The organism is Nitrosomonas communis (assembly GCF_001007935.1).
Lineage (GTDB): Bacteria > Pseudomonadota > Gammaproteobacteria > Burkholderiales > Nitrosomonadaceae > Nitrosomonas > Nitrosomonas communis.
In genome coordinates, this window is the sequence record NZ_CP011451.1 from 2,664,641 (window position 1) to 2,681,163 (window position 16,523).

The 16,523-nt window shown below is 40.4% G+C and carries 20 protein-coding genes; 11 read left to right on the forward strand and 9 right to left on the reverse strand.

Going from position 1 to position 16,523, the window contains the following annotated elements; translation table 11 throughout:
* Window position 1 precedes the first annotated feature (1 nt).
* Entirely contained in the window at window positions 2–700 is a 699-nt protein-coding gene (gene pyrF / locus AAW31_RS12135) for an orotidine-5'-phosphate decarboxylase (RefSeq protein ID WP_046850426.1), read from the forward strand.
* A gap of 365 nt (window positions 701–1,065) precedes the next feature.
* Here pyrF and AAW31_RS12140 read toward each other — a convergent pair whose 3' ends face one another.
* Window positions 1,066–1,257 (reverse strand): hypothetical protein, encoded by a 192-nt coding sequence (locus AAW31_RS12140; RefSeq protein WP_046850427.1) that lies wholly within the window; start codon window positions 1,255–1,257, stop codon window positions 1,066–1,068.
* A 259-nt stretch (window positions 1,258–1,516) separates the two neighbouring features.
* On the opposite strand from AAW31_RS12140, the gene AAW31_RS12145 reads away from it, so the two are divergent.
* Window positions 1,517–2,014 (forward strand): C40 family peptidase, encoded by a 498-nt coding sequence (locus AAW31_RS12145; protein WP_046850428.1) that lies wholly within the window; start codon window positions 1,517–1,519, stop codon window positions 2,012–2,014.
* A 45-nt stretch (window positions 2,015–2,059) separates the two neighbouring features.
* Here the strand turns inward: AAW31_RS12145 and AAW31_RS12150 are convergent, their stop codons facing one another.
* Window positions 2,060–3,202, reverse strand: a complete 1,143-nt coding sequence (locus AAW31_RS12150; protein ID WP_046850429.1) for a glutaredoxin domain-containing protein — start codon at window positions 3,200–3,202, stop codon at window positions 2,060–2,062.
* Between the two features lie 82 nt (window positions 3,203–3,284).
* Between AAW31_RS12150 and AAW31_RS22210 the strand changes: the two genes are divergently transcribed.
* Both AAW31_RS22210 and AAW31_RS12160 read left to right on the forward strand, forming a co-directional pair.
* Window positions 3,285–3,491: a hypothetical protein gene (locus tag AAW31_RS22210; protein ID WP_046851391.1), complete on the forward strand. Its 207-nt coding sequence runs from the start codon at window positions 3,285–3,287 to the stop codon at window positions 3,489–3,491.
* 7 nt (window positions 3,492–3,498) lie between these two features.
* Complete coding sequence (locus AAW31_RS12160; RefSeq protein WP_052751990.1) at window positions 3,499–4,458, forward strand: ISAzo13 family transposase; 960 nt, start codon at window positions 3,499–3,501, stop codon at window positions 4,456–4,458.
* Window positions 4,459–4,600: 142 nt separating this feature from the next.
* Here AAW31_RS12160 and AAW31_RS12165 read toward each other — a convergent pair whose 3' ends face one another.
* The 5 genes from AAW31_RS12165 to AAW31_RS12185 all read right to left on the reverse strand — a co-directional run bounded on the left by AAW31_RS12165 (window position 4,601) and on the right by AAW31_RS12185 (window position 7,542).
* Window positions 4,601–5,134, reverse strand: coding sequence for an IS630 family transposase (locus tag AAW31_RS12165; RefSeq protein WP_309567623.1), 534 nt, complete (start codon window positions 5,132–5,134; stop codon window positions 4,601–4,603).
* A complete protein-coding gene (locus AAW31_RS12170; protein ID WP_046849185.1) occupies window positions 5,067–5,426 on the reverse strand; it encodes an IS630 transposase-related protein in 360 nt (119 codons plus the stop codon). The genes AAW31_RS12165 and AAW31_RS12170 overlap by 68 nt, the downstream gene beginning before the upstream one ends.
* An 86-nt stretch (window positions 5,427–5,512) precedes the next feature.
* Complete coding sequence (locus AAW31_RS12175; protein ID WP_046850430.1) at window positions 5,513–6,013, reverse strand: TPM domain-containing protein; 501 nt, start codon at window positions 6,011–6,013, stop codon at window positions 5,513–5,515.
* Window positions 6,014–6,880 carry a TPM domain-containing protein gene (locus tag AAW31_RS12180; RefSeq protein ID WP_046851747.1) on the reverse strand — a complete coding sequence of 289 codons (867 nt, stop codon included), beginning with the start codon at window positions 6,878–6,880 and terminating at the stop codon, window positions 6,014–6,016.
* A gap of 56 nt (window positions 6,881–6,936) precedes the next feature.
* Window positions 6,937–7,542 carry a LemA family protein gene (locus tag AAW31_RS12185; RefSeq protein ID WP_046850431.1) on the reverse strand — a complete coding sequence of 202 codons (606 nt, stop codon included), beginning with the start codon at window positions 7,540–7,542 and terminating at the stop codon, window positions 6,937–6,939.
* Window positions 7,543–7,811: 269 nt separating this feature from the next.
* On the opposite strand from AAW31_RS12185, the gene AAW31_RS12190 reads away from it, so the two are divergent.
* The 7 genes from AAW31_RS12190 (at window position 7,812) to AAW31_RS23690 (ending at window position 14,878) form a co-directional block, all read left to right on the forward strand.
* Window positions 7,812–8,306: a GlcG/HbpS family heme-binding protein gene (locus AAW31_RS12190; protein WP_046850432.1), complete on the forward strand. Its 495-nt coding sequence runs from the start codon at window positions 7,812–7,814 to the stop codon at window positions 8,304–8,306.
* A 343-nt stretch (window positions 8,307–8,649) separates the two neighbouring features.
* A complete protein-coding gene (locus tag AAW31_RS12195; protein WP_046850433.1) occupies window positions 8,650–9,822 on the forward strand; it encodes an FAD-dependent monooxygenase in 1,173 nt (390 codons plus the stop codon).
* 109 nt (window positions 9,823–9,931) lie between these two features.
* Entirely contained in the window at window positions 9,932–10,951 is a 1,020-nt protein-coding gene (dusB, locus tag AAW31_RS12200) for a tRNA dihydrouridine synthase DusB (RefSeq protein ID WP_046850434.1), read from the forward strand.
* Window positions 10,948–11,190 (forward strand): helix-turn-helix domain-containing protein, encoded by a 243-nt coding sequence (locus AAW31_RS12205; protein WP_046850435.1) that lies wholly within the window; start codon window positions 10,948–10,950, stop codon window positions 11,188–11,190. The genes dusB and AAW31_RS12205 overlap by 4 nt, the downstream gene beginning before the upstream one ends.
* A gap of 10 nt (window positions 11,191–11,200) precedes the next feature.
* A complete protein-coding gene (gene purH, locus AAW31_RS12210) occupies window positions 11,201–12,760 on the forward strand; it encodes a bifunctional phosphoribosylaminoimidazolecarboxamide formyltransferase/IMP cyclohydrolase (RefSeq protein WP_046850436.1) in 1,560 nt (519 codons plus the stop codon).
* Between the two features lie 87 nt (window positions 12,761–12,847).
* The gene (gene purD / locus AAW31_RS12215) at window positions 12,848–14,152 is read left to right on the forward strand and encodes a phosphoribosylamine--glycine ligase (RefSeq protein ID WP_046850437.1); all 1,305 of its coding nucleotides are present in this window, start codon (window positions 12,848–12,850) and stop codon (window positions 14,150–14,152) included.
* Between the two features lie 465 nt (window positions 14,153–14,617).
* Window positions 14,618–14,878 (forward strand): PP0621 family protein, encoded by a 261-nt coding sequence (locus AAW31_RS23690; RefSeq protein ID WP_046850438.1) that lies wholly within the window; start codon window positions 14,618–14,620, stop codon window positions 14,876–14,878.
* Window positions 14,879–14,946: 68 nt separating this feature from the next.
* Here the strand turns inward: AAW31_RS23690 and AAW31_RS12225 are convergent, their stop codons facing one another.
* Together AAW31_RS12225 and smpB are read right to left on the reverse strand one after the other, a co-directional pair.
* The gene (locus AAW31_RS12225) at window positions 14,947–15,960 is read right to left on the reverse strand and encodes a COX15/CtaA family protein (RefSeq protein ID WP_046850439.1); all 1,014 of its coding nucleotides are present in this window, start codon (window positions 15,958–15,960) and stop codon (window positions 14,947–14,949) included.
* 54 nt (window positions 15,961–16,014) lie between these two features.
* Window positions 16,015–16,458 carry an SsrA-binding protein SmpB gene (gene smpB, locus AAW31_RS12230; RefSeq protein WP_046850440.1) on the reverse strand — a complete coding sequence of 148 codons (444 nt, stop codon included), beginning with the start codon at window positions 16,456–16,458 and terminating at the stop codon, window positions 16,015–16,017.
* Between the last annotated feature and the right edge of the window lie 65 nt (window positions 16,459–16,523).

Consider the following 16,523-nt stretch of genomic DNA (forward strand, 5'->3'; position numbering starts at 1 on the left):
CATGAATAATCCCCGTATTATTGTTGCGCTTGATTTTTCTAATAAAAAACAGGCGCTTGAATTTGCATCCAAATTAGATAAGAATTTATGTAGAATAAAAATTGGTAAAGAACTTTTTACTAGTGCTGGCCCGCAATTAATTGAACAATTGATGAGTTACGGTTTTGATATTTTTCTTGATTTAAAATATCATGATATTCCGAATACGGTAGCAAATGCTTGTCGAGCTGCGTCAGATCTGGGCGTATGGATGGTTAATGTTCACGCGTTGGGAGGGAGAAAAATGCTTATTGCTGCTCAAGAAGCACTCTCCACAAAAAAAACAAAGCTCATCGCGGTAACATTACTTACCAACTTAAATAAGAGCGATCTCTATGAGATAGGCTTGAATGAAGAACCCATCGATATTGTACAACGCCTTGCTTTACTTGCCAGCGATTGTGGTCTGGATGGTGTAGTTTGCTCAGCCATGGAAGCCCCGCAGCTTAGAAAAATCATTTCAAAAGATTTTTGCTTGGTAACACCAGGAATTCGTCCTCTGAATGGTAATAAAAATGATCAGGCTCGTGTAGCAACACCCCAAGAAGCGATACAAAATGGTGCTGATTATTTGGTAATTGGTAGACCTATTACACAATCTAATGACCCTCTCTTAATGCTTCAACAGCTAAACTATGAGATCGAAATGGTCCAGCTATAAAAAATTGAAAAAATTAATCCAATTTATGCGATCAATAACCGCTTTTTGTGCAACCACTAATATAATCTCTCGCAAAGTACTCAAATAACCTCTCCATTTTCAAATCACAAATGGCGCAAAGGCGAGCCGCAGACAGTATCAATCTATACGGCAAGGTGAAGCCGACAAAGTCAGTTTTGGTTTGAAATGTAATAAGTTTATCAATCGATCGCTCGTTCTAGTTTTAACATTAGTCCCTTTCTCGGTATTCTCATTACACAGCCTGGACTCAGAGCTAATTCCGTTTTTAAATTTAAAGGATATTTATTGAATTATTTATTGATGTAAATTCAATAACTTTCCATAGTTAATAATTAACTTTTGATCTAGAAATGGAATAATAGCACTTCCACCTTGATCACAGCATACGTGTACTCAGCGACCGGGGATGAACAACGCAACTTCTCCTCAAATTGTGCTATCTCCTGCACAACCGCATCTATTACATTTGCCAGTAATTTTTGCTCAAATTCCGCACAAAACCTAATTTCCCCATTGAGTGACTTTTTCTCATTCAATCGTAAGGCTTTTACAATACTATGTTTGCAGCTTTTTTATAGATCCAAATGAGGAAAAAAGATGAAGGAAATGTCTAGCTCCTACTTTTTCTACCATATATTATTAAGCAAAAAATATTTAATCTCTAGAACTAATCTATCCATAAAAATTTTCAGATAAGAAAAGCTTCATAAAATTTTAATATAAACAATACTTTCCATTTATATTATTCCTTGATATACTTTTTATTAATATATCATGTAAGTATAAATTAAAAGCATGTCTGATAAGAACATTGTCATTTTATTTATTTACGCATGTTTAGTAACTGGTTGTGGATCAATAGGAAAAAAGGAGGCAAATTTTAATAGACAGCCCTCTCACATCCAAAATGATGACAAAATAAATTCACACTCTGTAAAAAATATTTTGTATGAAAATTATAAAAAATGGCAGGGAGTGCGCTATCAGCTTGGGGGGTTAAGTCAAGACGGAATCGATTGCTCAGGATTCGTTCATATTGTTTATAAAAAAGGATTAGGTAAGGAATTACCAAGAACAGCAACCCAGCAATCAAGGTTAGGAAAAATAATAAGTAAAAATGATCTTAAACCAGGTGATTTAATTTTCTTTAGAACTAATAAAAGATCAAATCATGTAGGTATTTACCTTGAAAATAGAAAATTTATTCATGCGTCCAGATCTAGAGGAGTAACGATATCCAGATTAGATGATCGTTACTGGAAATCTACATATTGGAAATCAGTCAGAATCTAATAATTAATATCTAAGAAAACTAATTAATTTTAGCTTTTCAGAAAGTTATACCAACCATGCTGGACGCAGAATGAGTATTCCTCCCAATCCCAGCATCAATAATCCACTAACTAGCTTGAGTAAGCGCCCTGTTTGCATCGTAAGCTTATGGCTACTTAATGCAATTACACTTGCTCCCACCATGAGCGCATCATCTGTCAAGTATCCAAGAATATAAAGACCTAAATATGCATGATAAGTTATTGGATGTAAATCCTGCTGAGTCAATATTGCGGTATAGATGGCGGGAAAACCTGCTGTGCATAATAATTCGATAAAATTAACCATGACTGCCAATACCGCAACTGCTATCAGAGCAGATAGCATCCTGTTTGTAGCCAGAATTGCTCTCATTCGAGCATATAGAGCAGGCTTAGCAGAATCTGGAATAGATAATGAGAACCCCCCTTTCCAGAAGATGAAATCCTTCATATTCAATCCACCAACGATTAATGCCATCCCGCCCAATATCCATCTCACGACAGCCGACAAACCAATTAATAAAAAAACATTGAGCCAAGCTGCCATGAATGCGTAATAAACTATTCCACTAACCAAAACAAAAATACCGGCAATAAGCGCCATTCTTTTACGGTCTTGCAAATGCACAAGCATCGAGAGTAAGAATAACAATACCCACATCGCGCATGGATTTAAGCCATCAAGCAAGCCTACTATTAACGTGAACAGTGGTAGACCCAACTGGAAAACACTGATAGTACCGAATAGCGCTGTCTCAATCTGATTGCTCTTTGCCTCTTTGTCTGTCGTAGTTTGATCCACCAAAGATTCTAATAAAATACCAATATGATCAGCATTATCGAAACCAACAAGTAGTTGATTTTTGAAGTAAAATGCAGGCACGCCGGGTGGCCAGACACCTGCTTTCTGAGAATATTTCATCAAATCATCACTAGCAGATACATCGTGATCGACTGAACGGTAAACTATGCGTAACCAAGGCCGTTCGCTTCCAAATCTTAAAAGAAATTTTTTGGCTTTTGCGCAATGTGGGCAATCATCACGTACGAAAACCTCAAGCTCATTTTCTTTAATAAATGTTTGCTGTATTTCCTCTGCTGCATTTGATAGTGATGAAATTAGGATGTCGTCAAAAATAACTTCCAGAAATTGGATTAGAATGTTCATGCAGGATTATGGATAATAAAGCCAATTTATAATTGGTGAATGACAAATTGTGGCTGTTTACGATAAAAGCATTGAACTGAAGATGCAGCGGTTGTTTCTGCTGCTATCAGAAAAGGATCGGCGGCGGTATGCGGGGATTGAAGCGGCCAAGCTAGGGCACGGCGGTATTGAGTATGTGTCTGGGTTATTTGATATGGATCCCAAGACGGTGCGACGTGGTCTGGTAGAACTGGAAGTGAGTGAGGATCCTGCGCCGAGCCGGATCAGAAAAAAAAGGTGCGGGACGTAAAAATGCAATGGTTCACAAGCCTACCCTGGAAGAAAATTTCCTCAGGCTACTTGCGGAATTTACCGCCGGCGATCCGATGCGCGAAGGTGTCTTATGGACCAATCTATCACGTTGCGAAATTAGTCGCCGCCTGGCTGAAATGGGCACATCAGCAAGTCGGTACACGGTACGTAAATTATTAAAGAAACATGGTTTAGGACAGCGTAAAACGCGTAAGAAAAAAACGCTGGGAGCCCATCCTGATCGGGATGCCCAGTTTCAAAACATTGCCAGACTTAAGGCAGCGTATATGGCCAAGGAAGAGCCTGTGATCAGTATTGATTCCAAAAAGAAGGAATTGATTGGCAATTTCAGTCGAGAAGGTTACACCTATACACAGACGCCTGTAGATGCTTTGGATCATGATTTTCCCAGTGCCGGTGAAGGCAAATTGATTCCGCATGGCATCTATGATCTGGCGCGAAACGAAGGGCATATGAACCTAAATACCAGCCACGATACCAGTGAATTTTGTTGCGACAGTATTGCGCATTGGTGGAAACAGCAGGGTTGCCAGCACTATCCCAAGGCCCGGCGGTTGTTGCTTCTCTGTGATGGTGGCGGCAGTAACGCCGCCAATCGACATGTGTTCAAGGAAGCTTTGCAGGTGCTTGCCAAACGGCTGGGACTGGAAATTCGTGTTGCCCACTATCCGCCTTACTGCTCAAAGTACAACCCTATTGAACACCGGTTGTTTTCGCACATTACGCGTGCCTGCCAGGGTGTGGTGTTTCATTCGGTCGCCATTGCCAAACAATTTATGGAGAAGACTAAAACCTGCAAGGGTTTAAAAGTAACCGTGGATATATTGACCGGGGTTTACGTTACAGGAAAAAAGTGTGCAGAGAATTTTCTTGAAAATATGAGGATCATCTTTGATGACTATCTTCCTCGCTGGAACTACCGGGCAGTCCCACAAACAATCTGATTTCGGGAAGTTATTTTTAGCTAAATCCTTAGCAGGAAAGTAAGCAAGCAGCCTATTACAAACGTGATCGAGAAATACCTGGAATCAAGCAGTATCACTTATGTATTATCTTATTTATATAGCAGATCCCATATAAAATGATTTAAATTTCATAAGCGGCAAAGAGCTGCTCGATGGAACAACCTTCCTTTTTTCTGATGGCTTTGGCCTGAGCCCATTTGGGTTCAATGTCATTTAAGTCAGGGGAATAAGGCGGTAGGTATTCAAGTGTATGCCCGGCATTGGCAATGGCGGTTTGGATATCCTGCCGTTTATGAAAGGTTGCGTTGTCCATGACAATCACGCAAGCGGGCAAAAGTTTAGGCAACAGGTCCTGCGTTATCCACGCATAGAAAATGTCAGCGGTGATATTGGCGATGAACAGACTTATGGTCAGCAGCGTCTTTCCGATGAGAGCGCCAATCACATTGGTTCGACCTCGTGCATGCCAGTTTTTTACGCCATGGACGCGCTCACCCACTGGCGCATAGCCATGCGTGCGTGGCATGTCGTGCGCAAAGCCGCTTTCATCAAGGTAGACGATAACGCGGCCTGCTCGCTCATAGTCTTCAATTTTTTGCTGGAAGATACGCCGCTCTTTTTCGCTGGCTTTGGGGTGACACAGGCTTTTTTTTATAAGTCACGCCCAGACGCTTTAAAGCATGGTTAATGCCTTGCTTGCTGACACCCAACCGTTTGGTGCGCTCGTACTGATACGCGTCCGGATAATTCTTGATGTCCTGCGCCAACATTTCCATGTTGATCTTGGTGGCAGGTTTGTTGCGGGTGGTCTTGGGATCGGGAGTTTTGATCCAACGCATCACGCTGGCGACCCCTACACCAAAACGCTTGGCCACTTGCGCGATTGAGAGGTTCTCCTTCTCACGAACGGATAATACTTTACGGCGAAATAATATCGGATAGGTCATCTGTAAATTATAATCAATTTATAGGGGACATGCTATAGCTAGTAAAATGATATATATTTTATTTATTGCTAAAAACCTCACTATGCTTATAAAATAACAGGTTTATCTGGAAGTGCATTTTTTCCTCCTTTTGATGGTACGGGAAAATATTTTTTCAATAGATTATCAATTGCACTAATGGCAGCCAATATCCCTTCTTCAAATTGTCCTTTTTGGAAAGCTGCTTCTATTTCTTGGCAGATGTTTTCCCATTCTTTATGATCCACTTTAGCATTTATTCCGCGATCGGCTACAATTTCCACGTCATGATCAGCAAGCAATAAATAAATTAACACACCATTGTTATGCGGCGTATCCCATACCCGTAACAATGAAAAAATATCAATTGCTCTTTCTCGTGCAGATTGTTTTTTCAGTAGAGAGATTAGATTTAGTGAAATTTCTACCGCAAACAATATTTCACCATCATGATTTATCTCAGACTGTTTGATAGCCTGTTCAATTCTTGCTAAGGAAGCAGAAGGAAGCATGCGCTTTATTGCGATTTGACCCAGAAAAAGATGTCTGATTATCCGCAGGAAATTCATTTACCATCTCCCCGAAGCACCGCCACCACCAAAACCACCCCCTCCTCCTCGAAATCCGCCACCACCAAAACTGCCCCCGCCGTGCCAGCTACTACGCCCGCCTCGATAAATCCCTTGATTGGGGTTCTCAAATAAACTGAGAATAAAAATAACTATTGCAACAAAAATAGCGATTGCCAGGGAGGAGAAAATAAACCATACGATTGAACCAGCAATAGTGCCTATAACGGAGGCCCCAATCAGGCGTCCAAACATAGCCTGCAGCATTCTGCCAAGCACGAGAGATAGCAGTAAAATGGGAATAATGTTGTTCAAAATAATACTTGGTTCATTTGATATGTCTGTGTCACGCTTGATAGAAGGTGGTGGCAGCGGCTCACCTTCGATAGTTTTTAAAATATGATCAATACCTGCCTGAATCCCAGCTGCAAAATCTCCTTTCCTAAACTTCGGTACGATAAACTCATCGATAATTCGTTTTGCTACAACATCTGGAAGCACACCTTCGAGTCCATAGCCTACTTCGATGCGTAGCGCTCTATCATTTTTGGCAACGAGAAGAAGCACAGCATCATCTACTCCTTTACGCCCAAGCTTCCAGTCTTCAGCTACCCGCATCGAGTACTGTTCGATAGTTTCGGGTTGTGTCGTTGACACGAGCAAAATAGCTACTTGAGTTCCTTTTTTAATTTCATACTCTGCTAGTTGTTGCTCCAGTTGAGTGATTTCACTCTTTGTTAGCGTATGGGTTAAATCTGTTACGTGAGTTTTAAGCGGAGGAATTGCGACTTCAATTTCGGCCCAAGAAAGCGTAGCAAAAATATACAATAGGATCACCATCAATGATTTGGCATTGACTCCGATCATTCTTGGAAAAATCATGTTATTATGCGGCAACTTAAAAAAAGCTAATAATACTCATATTACCTGGCTTGCACTGGCACATTAAAATCAACCTTTGGTGCAACGGAGATTTCTTTTTCATTTTCAACCGTAAAATTAGGTTTGACCTGGAAGCCAAATAGCATTGCTGTAAGATTGCTCGGAAACGAACGCACGGTCACATTATATTCCTGAACCGACTTAATATAGCGGTTACGAGCCACCGTTATGCGATTCTCTGTGCCTTCCAATTGTGCCTGCAAGTCACGGAAATTAGCATCAGATTTGAGTTGTGGATAGTTCTCCACTACAACCATTAAACGTGCGAGTGTGCTTGATAATTCTGCTTGAGCACTCTGAAATTTGGCAAAGGCTTCCGGATCCTCGATCAATTCCGGTGTGGCTTGGATACTACTTACTTTCGCGCGAGCGTTAGTTACCTCCAGCAATACCTCTTTTTCCTGGGCAGCAAATCCTTTTACTGCATTGACCAAATTTGGGATCAGATCCGCTCGGCGTTGATATTGATTAATGACTTCTGACCAACTTGCTTTAACCTGTTCATCCGTAGATTGCAATGTATTATATCCACAGCCACTTAGAGCCAGCATATAGAACATTATTAAGTAAAACAATAGTTGTTGCATAATCATCTCCCAGCAAAAAGGATATAAAAATGAATAGTTTAAAAATTATACTAACCCGAGATATAACTTAATAAAAAATACTCTTGGAATAAGGTCCTTTTCTCAATCTAGCCGATAAATTTCTTAATCTCTAATGATACAATGCTATTCATATCGATAATATTGATCTGATAATGCCTTTTGTTAACAAATAAATAATTTTTAATATTTGTACATTTAAAATTTACGATGCTTACATTTAAATAAAAATTCAATTCACTGGAAACACTATGTATAAAATAAAATTAAGATTTTTATTTATATTGCTACTCAGCGGATTTTCTATTACTGCCTATGCCATCCAAGAACAAAAACCTTTCTTGTCCCTATCATTGGCTAATAAGATAGTAACAGCAGCGATGCAACAATGTGAGCGAGATGGTTTTCAAGTCTCCGTAGCCGTTGTCGATAAAAGTGGTGTAATACGAGCACAAGTAAGAATGGATAATGCCGGTGCACATACTATCGAAAGCAGTTTTCGCAAGGCTTACACCTCTGCTAGTTTGAAATTACCCACATCAAAATTGGCACAGATTGCTGCAAAAGATTCTGAATTACAAGGTTTGCATCATATGGCCAACAATATTCTTCTCTTGGGAGGTGGTTTACCTATCAAAATCAATGGTGAAGTGGTGGGAGGAATTGGAGTGGGCGGTGCGCCAGGTACATCTTTTGACGAAACCTGTGCAGAAGCAGGTCTAAAAAGTATGCAAGAAAGTAAATAAGCTTATAATTTCCAGGCAATCATTTTTAATTAGTTACCAGAATTGGTGATAAGTAATTCCATTTCCAAATCAAAAATGACACGAAGGCGAGCCGCAGACAGTATCAATAATACGGCAAGGTGAAGCCGAGAAAGTCAGTTTTGATTTAGAAATGGAATAATATAGAAAATTACAACGACCAATTAGTATATTTCAATCACTCGGCACATGCTATTTCTCTCTATTTATTACCTGTGCTATCCTCGCTAACATAAAACTAAATTATAAATACTGCATTACATTGTGTTACAAACGCTATTTCCTAGTACGTTATTTATGAACGCTCTCCTCATTGGCTATATCCATGGTTGTTGACCACTTTGACGTTATCATCGTGGGCGGTGGACCGGTTGGCATGGCGCTAGCCATTAGCTTGCATGAAAGAGGAATACCAAGTTTGCTCCTGGAAGCTCAGGGAGTACCCGAGCAAGTTAAGGATCCTCGTCCATTAGCGCTTTCCTTTGGAAGTCATCTGATTTTGCAAAAATTAGGTGTCTGGTCAGCATTACCGCAAATAACCCCCATTACGACCATCCATATTTCCAATCGAAGCCACTTTGGCCGTACCGTATTAACTTCAAAAGATGCGGGCGTACCGACTTTAGGGTATGTGGTGAATTACCATGATTTGTATCGAGCTATGCACCAACAGATGCATATTCATAGTGTTAATTATCGGGTTGGTGCAACGGTAACAACCATAAAAATAGATGCTAAGCAAGCGCAGATTGAATATCAACAAGCTGGAGAAAATAAGCAAGCCATTACAAGACTACTTGTTTTGGCCGATGGGGGGCGTCTAGCTACCCAAATTGAAGGGATAAATTACCACACACATACCTATCACCAGTGGGCGATCGTGGCTAATATCAAAACATCTGCTACTCAAAGTGGATTAGCGTATGAGCGCTTTACCTCTGAAGGACCCATAGCGTTACTTCCATCGGGAGACGGTTTTGCACTGGTATGGACTGTTCCATTTTCCTCAGCTGAGGCGATACTAAGCTTAGATGACAGCACTTTCCTTGCTCAGCTTCATCATCATTTCGGTGATCGATTAGGAAAATTTATGAGTACTGGGAAACGTTCAGGATTTCCTCTCGTGCTCAAGTATGCCTCCCCTACCATAGCTTGTAGAACAGCCCTTGTGGGGAATGCTGCTCAAACTCTGCACCCGGTTGCTGGGCAAGGCTTTAATCTGGGGCTGCGTGATGCCTGGGAACTGACTCATGAAATCATTCAGTCTTCAGCTTTAACTTCTGAAATAGGACTATCTCGAATGCTGAAAGCGTATGCTAATAAACGACAGATAGATAGAGATGCGGGAAAATTATTTACCCATTCTCTAGCAAGAATATTTATAACCGATCTCCCTCTTCTACAGACTTTCTGCGGTATGGGGTTGAGTGTATTGGATTCTCTACCGCCAATTAAACGTTTTGTCGCACGGCGCATGATATTTGGCGCAAGAGGTTAATTTATCGGATAATACTACGACCTGTTGTTTTTCAATCTTTTGCTTTTTAAAAAGCTGGCAAAATTAATATTAACTTCTCATCATTCCTGTATCGAATTTGAGTCACACCATGCAGATTGGTCCTTATGCTCTCAAGAACAAGCTGATTGTTGCCCCAATGGCTGGCGTGACGGATCGTCCGTTTCGCCAGCTTTGTAAGCATATGGGTGCTGGCATGGCGGTTTCAGAAATGGTATCCAGCAATTCTCTATTATGGGGATCAGAAAAAACCCGCCGTCGTGCGAGTCATGAGGGAGAGGTTGCGCCTGTTTCCGTACAGATTGCTGGAGCCGATCCCAAAATGATGGCTGAGGCAGCGCGTTACAATGTTGACCAGGGAGCGCAGATCATAGATATCAACATGGGGTGCCCTGCCAAGAAGATCTGTAATGTGATGGCAGGCTCTGCGTTGTTGCAGAATGAATCGTTAATTGGAAAAATTCTTGATGCCATTACTCATGCTGTCGATATTCCAGTAACCTTAAAAATACGTACAGGTTGGGACACTCAGCATAAAAACGCTATAACAGTAGCACGCATTGCCGAAAACGCTGGAATACAAGCATTAGCTATCCATGGCCGTACACGGGCTTGTGCTTATCGTGGCGAAGCTGAATATGACACCATAGCCGCAGTAAAAGCTTCTACTAAGACAATACCGATCATTGCCAATGGTGACATTACAACGCCAGAGAAAGCTAAACAGGTGATGGAATATACCGGTGCGGACGCTGTTATGATCGGTCGTGCTGCACAGGGAAGGCCATGGATTTTTCGAGAAATCGATTATTATTTTAAAACGGGCAAATATCTGCCAACACCAGAAGTTGCCGAAATACATCAGGTACTGATTAGTCATTTACATGACCTTTATAAGTTTTATGGGGAATATTCGGGTGTACGCATCGTACGTAAGCATATTTCCTGGTATACCAAAGGACTTATCGGTTCGGCTGCCTTTCGTCACACTATGAACCAGCTACAAACAATAGATGAACAATTAGCAGCAACTAACGCTTTTTTCTATCAACTTGCTAATTATGGACAAAGACTCACTTATATCGAAGATGAGGTAATAACGGGTGTATGAATACCTTTAATGAAAATGAAATTGCCTGCTATATACGTAAATCCATTGAAACTTATCTCAAAGATTTGGATGGGGAGAGACCTTGTTCAATCTATGAAATGGTCATCCAGAGCGTAGAGAAACCATTATTTGAACTCGCTATGGATTATGCTGAAGGAAATCAAACCAAGGCAGCAGAACTGCTTGGTATCAATCGAAATACATTGCGTAATAAATTAGCTAAACACCGGATCAAATAAATTTTGTGAAATGACAATAAAACAAGCATTAATCAGCGTTTCAGATAAAACAGGTATTGTTGAGCTGGCCACAACACTACATCAGTTTGGAATCCATATCATTTCTTCTGGTGGTACTGCCAAGTTATTACAAGAAGCAGGAATAGCTGTGACAGAAGTCAGTGAGTACACTAATTTTCCAGAAATGCTCGATGGGCGAGTAAAAACTCTTCATCCCAAAATTCACGCTGGAATCTTAGCTAGAATGGATCTACCTGAGCATAATCAAGCCATACAAAATGCTGGGATATCTCCTATTGAATTAGTTATTGTCAATTTATACCCATTTGTTGAAACGATCGCACGGGCTGATTGTACGCTTGAGGATGCGATTGAAAATATTGATATCGGTGGACCTACTTTAATTCGGGCAGCAGCAAAAAATTACCAGCATGTTACAGTGATTGTTGATCCGGAGGACTACCCAATTTTATTGACTGAAATGGAATCCGGCAATGGCGCAGTAGCATTAACACATCGCTTTCAGTTTGCACAAAAGGCCTTTTCACATACCGCTCGTTATGATAGCGCTATCAGTCATTATTTAACAGCCATTGATTCAAACCAACAACAGCAATTATTTCCAGACCATCTCAATCTCAATTTCAATATCATTCAATCGTTGCGCTATGGTGAAAACCCGCACCAGCAAGCTGCTTTTTATCGTGATGCAATAAATCTACCTGGAAGCCTGGCAAACTATACACAGTTACAAGGCAAGGAATTATCTTATAACAACATTGCGGATACAGATGCAGCTTGGGAATGTATAAAAACCTTTAATCAACCTGCTTGTGTCATTATCAAACATGCCAATCCATGTGGCGTGGCGATAGCTGATACCCCTCTCGCCGCTTATAAGCTAGCCTTTGCAACTGATCCAACTTCTGCATTTGGAGGTATTATTGCTTTTAACCGCTCGGTCGATGCCGAATTAGCCGAAGCCATTTCGAAGCAGTTTGTTGAAGTTATTATCGCACCTGAAATTTCACTGGAAGCCAGCAGTATTTTAAGTCAGAAGCCTAATATTCGTGTACTGACGGTACCATTACAGATGCAGACTAACCACTATGAATTAAAACGAGTAGGCGGTGGATTATTGGTGCAGACACCGGATAGTCTTAATATTACAGAAAATCAGTTAAAAGTAGTCTCCAAAGCTCAACCGACACGACAACAAATTGAAGATTGTTTATTTGCCTGGCGTGTCGCGAAATTTGTCAAATCCAACGCCATCGTATTTTGTGCTCAAGGGCAAACACTGGGTATTGGCGCAGGTCAAATGAGTCGCATCGATAGCGCTCGTATCGCTTCAATTAAAGCTAGTCAGGCAGGATTAAGTTTAATGGACTCTGCCGTTGCCTCAGATGCCTTTTTTCCATTCCGAGATGGGCTAGATGTCGTTGTTCAAGCAGGTGCTAGAGTCGTTATTCAGCCAGGAGGCAGTATTCGAGACGAAGAAGTCATTAAAGCAGCCGATGAACACGGTATTGTGATGATATTTACTGGAGTGCGACATTTTAGGCACTAGAATGAGCTTATCCATTATCAGATTACACCTATACCTCTTTTACCTTGTGCAATTTTTTAATATTCATTAATTTTTATTTCTTGGCATATGAAATTACTCGTGATCGGAAGTGGCGGTAGAGAGCATGCATTAGCCTGGAAATTGAGCCAATCTCCACGTGCCAGCAAAGTTTATGTTGCACCAGGCAATGCAGGTACCGCACTCGAACCGGGATTAGAGAATATTCCTTTCACTGCAATATCCGATCTAGTGGTATTTGCGCAGAAAGAAAAAATTGCATTAACTATCGTTGGTCCAGAGTCCCCTTTAGCGAATGGTATTGTCGATGATTTCAACGCTGCAGGTCTCAAGATCTTTGGGCCAACCAAAAAGGTTGCACAACTAGAATCATCCAAGACTTTTGCTAAAGCGTTTATGCAGCGCCATAGTATTCCAACCGCTACATTTGCAAGCTTTGATAACCCATCTGAAGCTCATCATTATATTGATCAGAGAGAAGCTCCGATTGTTATTAAAGCAGATGGCCTGGCAGCAGGAAAAGGTGTGATTATTGCCATGACGCTGACAGAAGCCCATGAAGCAGTTGATACGATACTGATAGAACATCGATTAGGTGAAGCAGGTGCTCGAATTCTAATTGAAGATTATCTTGAAGGAGAAGAAGCCAGCTTCATTGTGATGTCTGATGGTCGAAATGGCTTACCTCTTGCGACTAGTCAGGATCATAAACGTTTGTTAGATAACAATAGAGGACCGAATACAGGCGGCATGGGCGCTTATTCACCTGCTCAAATAATATCTCCTACGCTACATGCCAAGATTATGCGTGAAGTTATCACCCCAACCATACAAGGTATGGCACGTGATGGCGAGATCTACACCGGATTTCTTTATGCTGGATTAATGATTACTCCAAGGGGAGAAGTTAAGGTATTGGAATTTAACTGCCGTTTAGGTGATCCAGAAACGCAACCTATTATGCTGCGATTGAAAAGTGATCTGACCATCTTACTGGAGCACGCAATGAATAGAACTTTAGATAAGGTTGAAATTGAATGGGATCGACGTGCTGCGTTGGGTGTGGTGATGGCTGCCGAAGGGTATCCAGATGCACCGCAAAAAAATGATGTGATCACTGGTTTAACTGAAATAATGACTAATCAAATGTCTACAGATGAATTTCATATATTTCATTCAGGTACTACGTTTGGTAATCAAGATAAGAATGAAATCTTAACAGCTGGAGGACGTGTATTATGCGTCACTGCACTAGGTGAAAATATTAAGCTGGCTCATAACCGCGCTTACGATATCGCAAGCAAAATCCATTTTAAAGGATGTCAGATGAGACATGATATCGGCTGTAAAGGAATAGAAAATTACAGCAAGTAAAAGAATCTAATTCCATTTCTAAATCAAAACGAACTTTGCTGGCTTCACCTTGCCGTATTATCTATCCTTGTCTGCAGCTCGCCTTCGCGTTATGTTTGATTAGAAATGGAATAACTATATTCAGCATTGAGAAAGATTACGCAAGCAAATCAGTTTGCAAATTGCAATTATCCCATTAATTTTTGATACTCTCTGGAATTCTGGTTTTATCCCAAATTTTCTTTTCTTAATATAAGCTTTTAATAAATCAATAAATTACCCCCTATCTCTTTTTGAGTATATACCTGGGAATCAAATCATCGTCAAAAATGGATGAGTTACTGATAGCTCTCAAATCGTCAAATTGATGCTGAACCCATTTTTTTACAAAGTAAAGCAAATTAATTTTACATTCTGCAGTCTGCTCGGCATAAAGCTACAAATTTAATTTAATATATAAGCCAGAAATTGCGACAGTTGAAATTAATGCATTTTTATAAGCAAGGATTGAAGATTGTGATAACTAAATGGATAATATTGATTATTATTGTATTTTTAATTTATTGGAGCCTTAGAAGCCTTCAACAAGCCAAAAAACAATCTGCGGCATCAAAAAAGGAAATCGAAGATATGGTTTGTTGTGCACATTGCGGTTTACATATTCCAAGAAGTGAAAGTATTACTGCAGATAAAAAACATTTCTGCAGCCTCGACCACCAGCAATTATATTTGAAATCATCACAATAGTTTCTGTGTTCTCCTGGACGTATTTTTTATTCCTTTTTATACCGAAATAAAATCACTAGACCCGTCAGCTAAGACAATTTACGATTAACCCAGAGCGCCGTAGTAAACAATAAAATAGCACCTGCTTGGTGAGCTGCAGCTAGAGGTAATGGCACGACTAATAATAACGTGCTGATTCCTAAGCTGATCTGTATGATTAACATCACCAAGAGAAGATGACATGCCAATTGTTCAGAACGGGATAGCGAATATTTTTTTGTTTTAAACCAGAAAAGAGGGATAAGAAATGCCAATAGCCATGCGATCATGCGATGATCAAACTGAACTGTAGCCATATTCTCAAAGAAATTCCGATACCATGGTTCCAATATGAATAAATCCGGTGGCATCAAATAACCGTTCATTAGAGGAAAGGTGTTGTAAGCTAAGCCAGCATGAATCCCGGCAACGAGACCGCCTGACAATACCATAATAAATATAAGTATGGTAATCAAAAAAGAAAATCGACGTAAACCCTGTAAGCTCGGTTTTTCTTGCTGAAGACTATTCTCAGATGACCATAACCCAGTTGCTACCCAGAACATGGCTGCATAGATAATAAATGCAAGTCCCAAGTGAGCTGTTAGGCGGTATTGACTGACATAAACATTGTCCACTAAACCGCTCATCACCATATACCAACCCATCAGGCCTTGCAGAGCACCTAATACAAAAATACCCAGTAATTTGAGACCGAGTATACGATCAACTTGCTTACGGATCACAAAATAAATAAAAGGAACAAAATACACTATCCCTATCGCCCGCCCTAATAAGCGATGAAAATATTCCCACCAGAAAATTCCCTTAAATTCATCCAATGTCATCCCTTTATTAACCTCTTCGTATTGTGGGATGAGGCGATATTTTTCAAAAAGTACTATCCAGTCTTCTTGGTTGAGTGGTGGAATTGTGCCAATAAGAGGTTGCCACTCGACAATGGATAATCCGGAACCTGTGAGGCGTGTTACCCCTCCAACAACTACCATAGCAAAGACAAGAGCGCAACAAATAAATAACCAAATCGCAATGGGTTTTTGCATAATGACCAAATCAAAAATTGTTTAAATTCAGCGAGTGCTAGCACAGAGAAAATATTAGCGGGCACGGAGCAAACGTTGTTTAGCGCGCTCCCATTCTTTACGTTTTTCAGTTTCCCGTTTATCGTATTGTTTTTTGCCTTTGGCAAGACCTATTTCAACTTTAATTCTACCTGTTTTATAATGCATATCGAGAGGTACTAGGGTGTATCCAGCACGCTCAACTTTACCTATTAGCCGGTTTATCTCTTCTGCATGCAGCAAGAGTTTGCGCGTACGTACTGGATCCGGATTGATGTGGGTTGAAGCTGTAGGCAAAGGACTCAGGTGACTACCGATGAGATATAATTCACCATTGCGAATGATAACATAGGCTTCTTTTAATTGAACTCGTCCCGCACGAATCGCTTTGACTTCCCAACCTTCCAGAACAATACCTGCTTCGTATTTTTCCTCGATAAAATAATCATGGAACGCTTTTTTATTTTGAGCAATACTCATCTGGGAATATGACAGGAATAAAGACAATAACTCTAAAATTTTTATATTAGTTTATCAGTTTTTCC

Excerpts from the sequence above, each read along its gene's own strand:
- pyrF (WP_046850426.1), top strand. The coding sequence starts at position 2 with ATGAATAATCCCCGTATTATTGTTGCGCTTGATTTTTCTAATAAAAAA.
- AAW31_RS12145 (WP_046850428.1), top strand. The coding sequence starts at position 1,517 with ATGTCTGATAAGAACATTGTCATTTTATTTATTTACGCATGTTTAGTA.
- AAW31_RS12150 (WP_046850429.1), bottom strand. The coding sequence starts at position 3,202 with ATGAACATTCTAATCCAATTTCTGGAAGTTATTTTTGACGACATCCTA.
- AAW31_RS22210 (WP_046851391.1), top strand. The coding sequence starts at position 3,285 with ATGCAGCGGTTGTTTCTGCTGCTATCAGAAAAGGATCGGCGGCGGTAT.
- AAW31_RS12160 (WP_052751990.1), top strand. The coding sequence starts at position 3,499 with ATGGTTCACAAGCCTACCCTGGAAGAAAATTTCCTCAGGCTACTTGCG.
- AAW31_RS12170 (WP_046849185.1), bottom strand. The coding sequence starts at position 5,426 with ATGACCTATCCGATATTATTTCGCCGTAAAGTATTATCCGTTCGTGAG.
- AAW31_RS12175 (WP_046850430.1), bottom strand. The coding sequence starts at position 6,013 with ATGAATTTCCTGCGGATAATCAGACATCTTTTTCTGGGTCAAATCGCA.
- AAW31_RS12180 (WP_046851747.1), bottom strand. The coding sequence starts at position 6,880 with ATGATCGGAGTCAATGCCAAATCATTGATGGTGATCCTATTGTATATT.
- AAW31_RS12185 (WP_046850431.1), bottom strand. The coding sequence starts at position 7,542 with ATGCAACAACTATTGTTTTACTTAATAATGTTCTATATGCTGGCTCTA.
- AAW31_RS12190 (WP_046850432.1), top strand. The coding sequence starts at position 7,812 with ATGTATAAAATAAAATTAAGATTTTTATTTATATTGCTACTCAGCGGA.
- AAW31_RS12195 (WP_046850433.1), top strand. The coding sequence starts at position 8,650 with ATGGTTGTTGACCACTTTGACGTTATCATCGTGGGCGGTGGACCGGTT.
- dusB (WP_046850434.1), top strand. The coding sequence starts at position 9,932 with ATGCAGATTGGTCCTTATGCTCTCAAGAACAAGCTGATTGTTGCCCCA.
- AAW31_RS12205 (WP_046850435.1), top strand. The coding sequence starts at position 10,948 with ATGAATACCTTTAATGAAAATGAAATTGCCTGCTATATACGTAAATCC.
- purH (WP_046850436.1), top strand. The coding sequence starts at position 11,201 with ATGACAATAAAACAAGCATTAATCAGCGTTTCAGATAAAACAGGTATT.
- purD (WP_046850437.1), top strand. The coding sequence starts at position 12,848 with ATGAAATTACTCGTGATCGGAAGTGGCGGTAGAGAGCATGCATTAGCC.
- AAW31_RS23690 (WP_046850438.1), top strand. The coding sequence starts at position 14,618 with ATGCATTTTTATAAGCAAGGATTGAAGATTGTGATAACTAAATGGATA.
- AAW31_RS12225 (WP_046850439.1), bottom strand. The coding sequence starts at position 15,960 with ATGCAAAAACCCATTGCGATTTGGTTATTTATTTGTTGCGCTCTTGTC.
- smpB (WP_046850440.1), bottom strand. The coding sequence starts at position 16,458 with ATGAGTATTGCTCAAAATAAAAAAGCGTTCCATGATTATTTTATCGAG.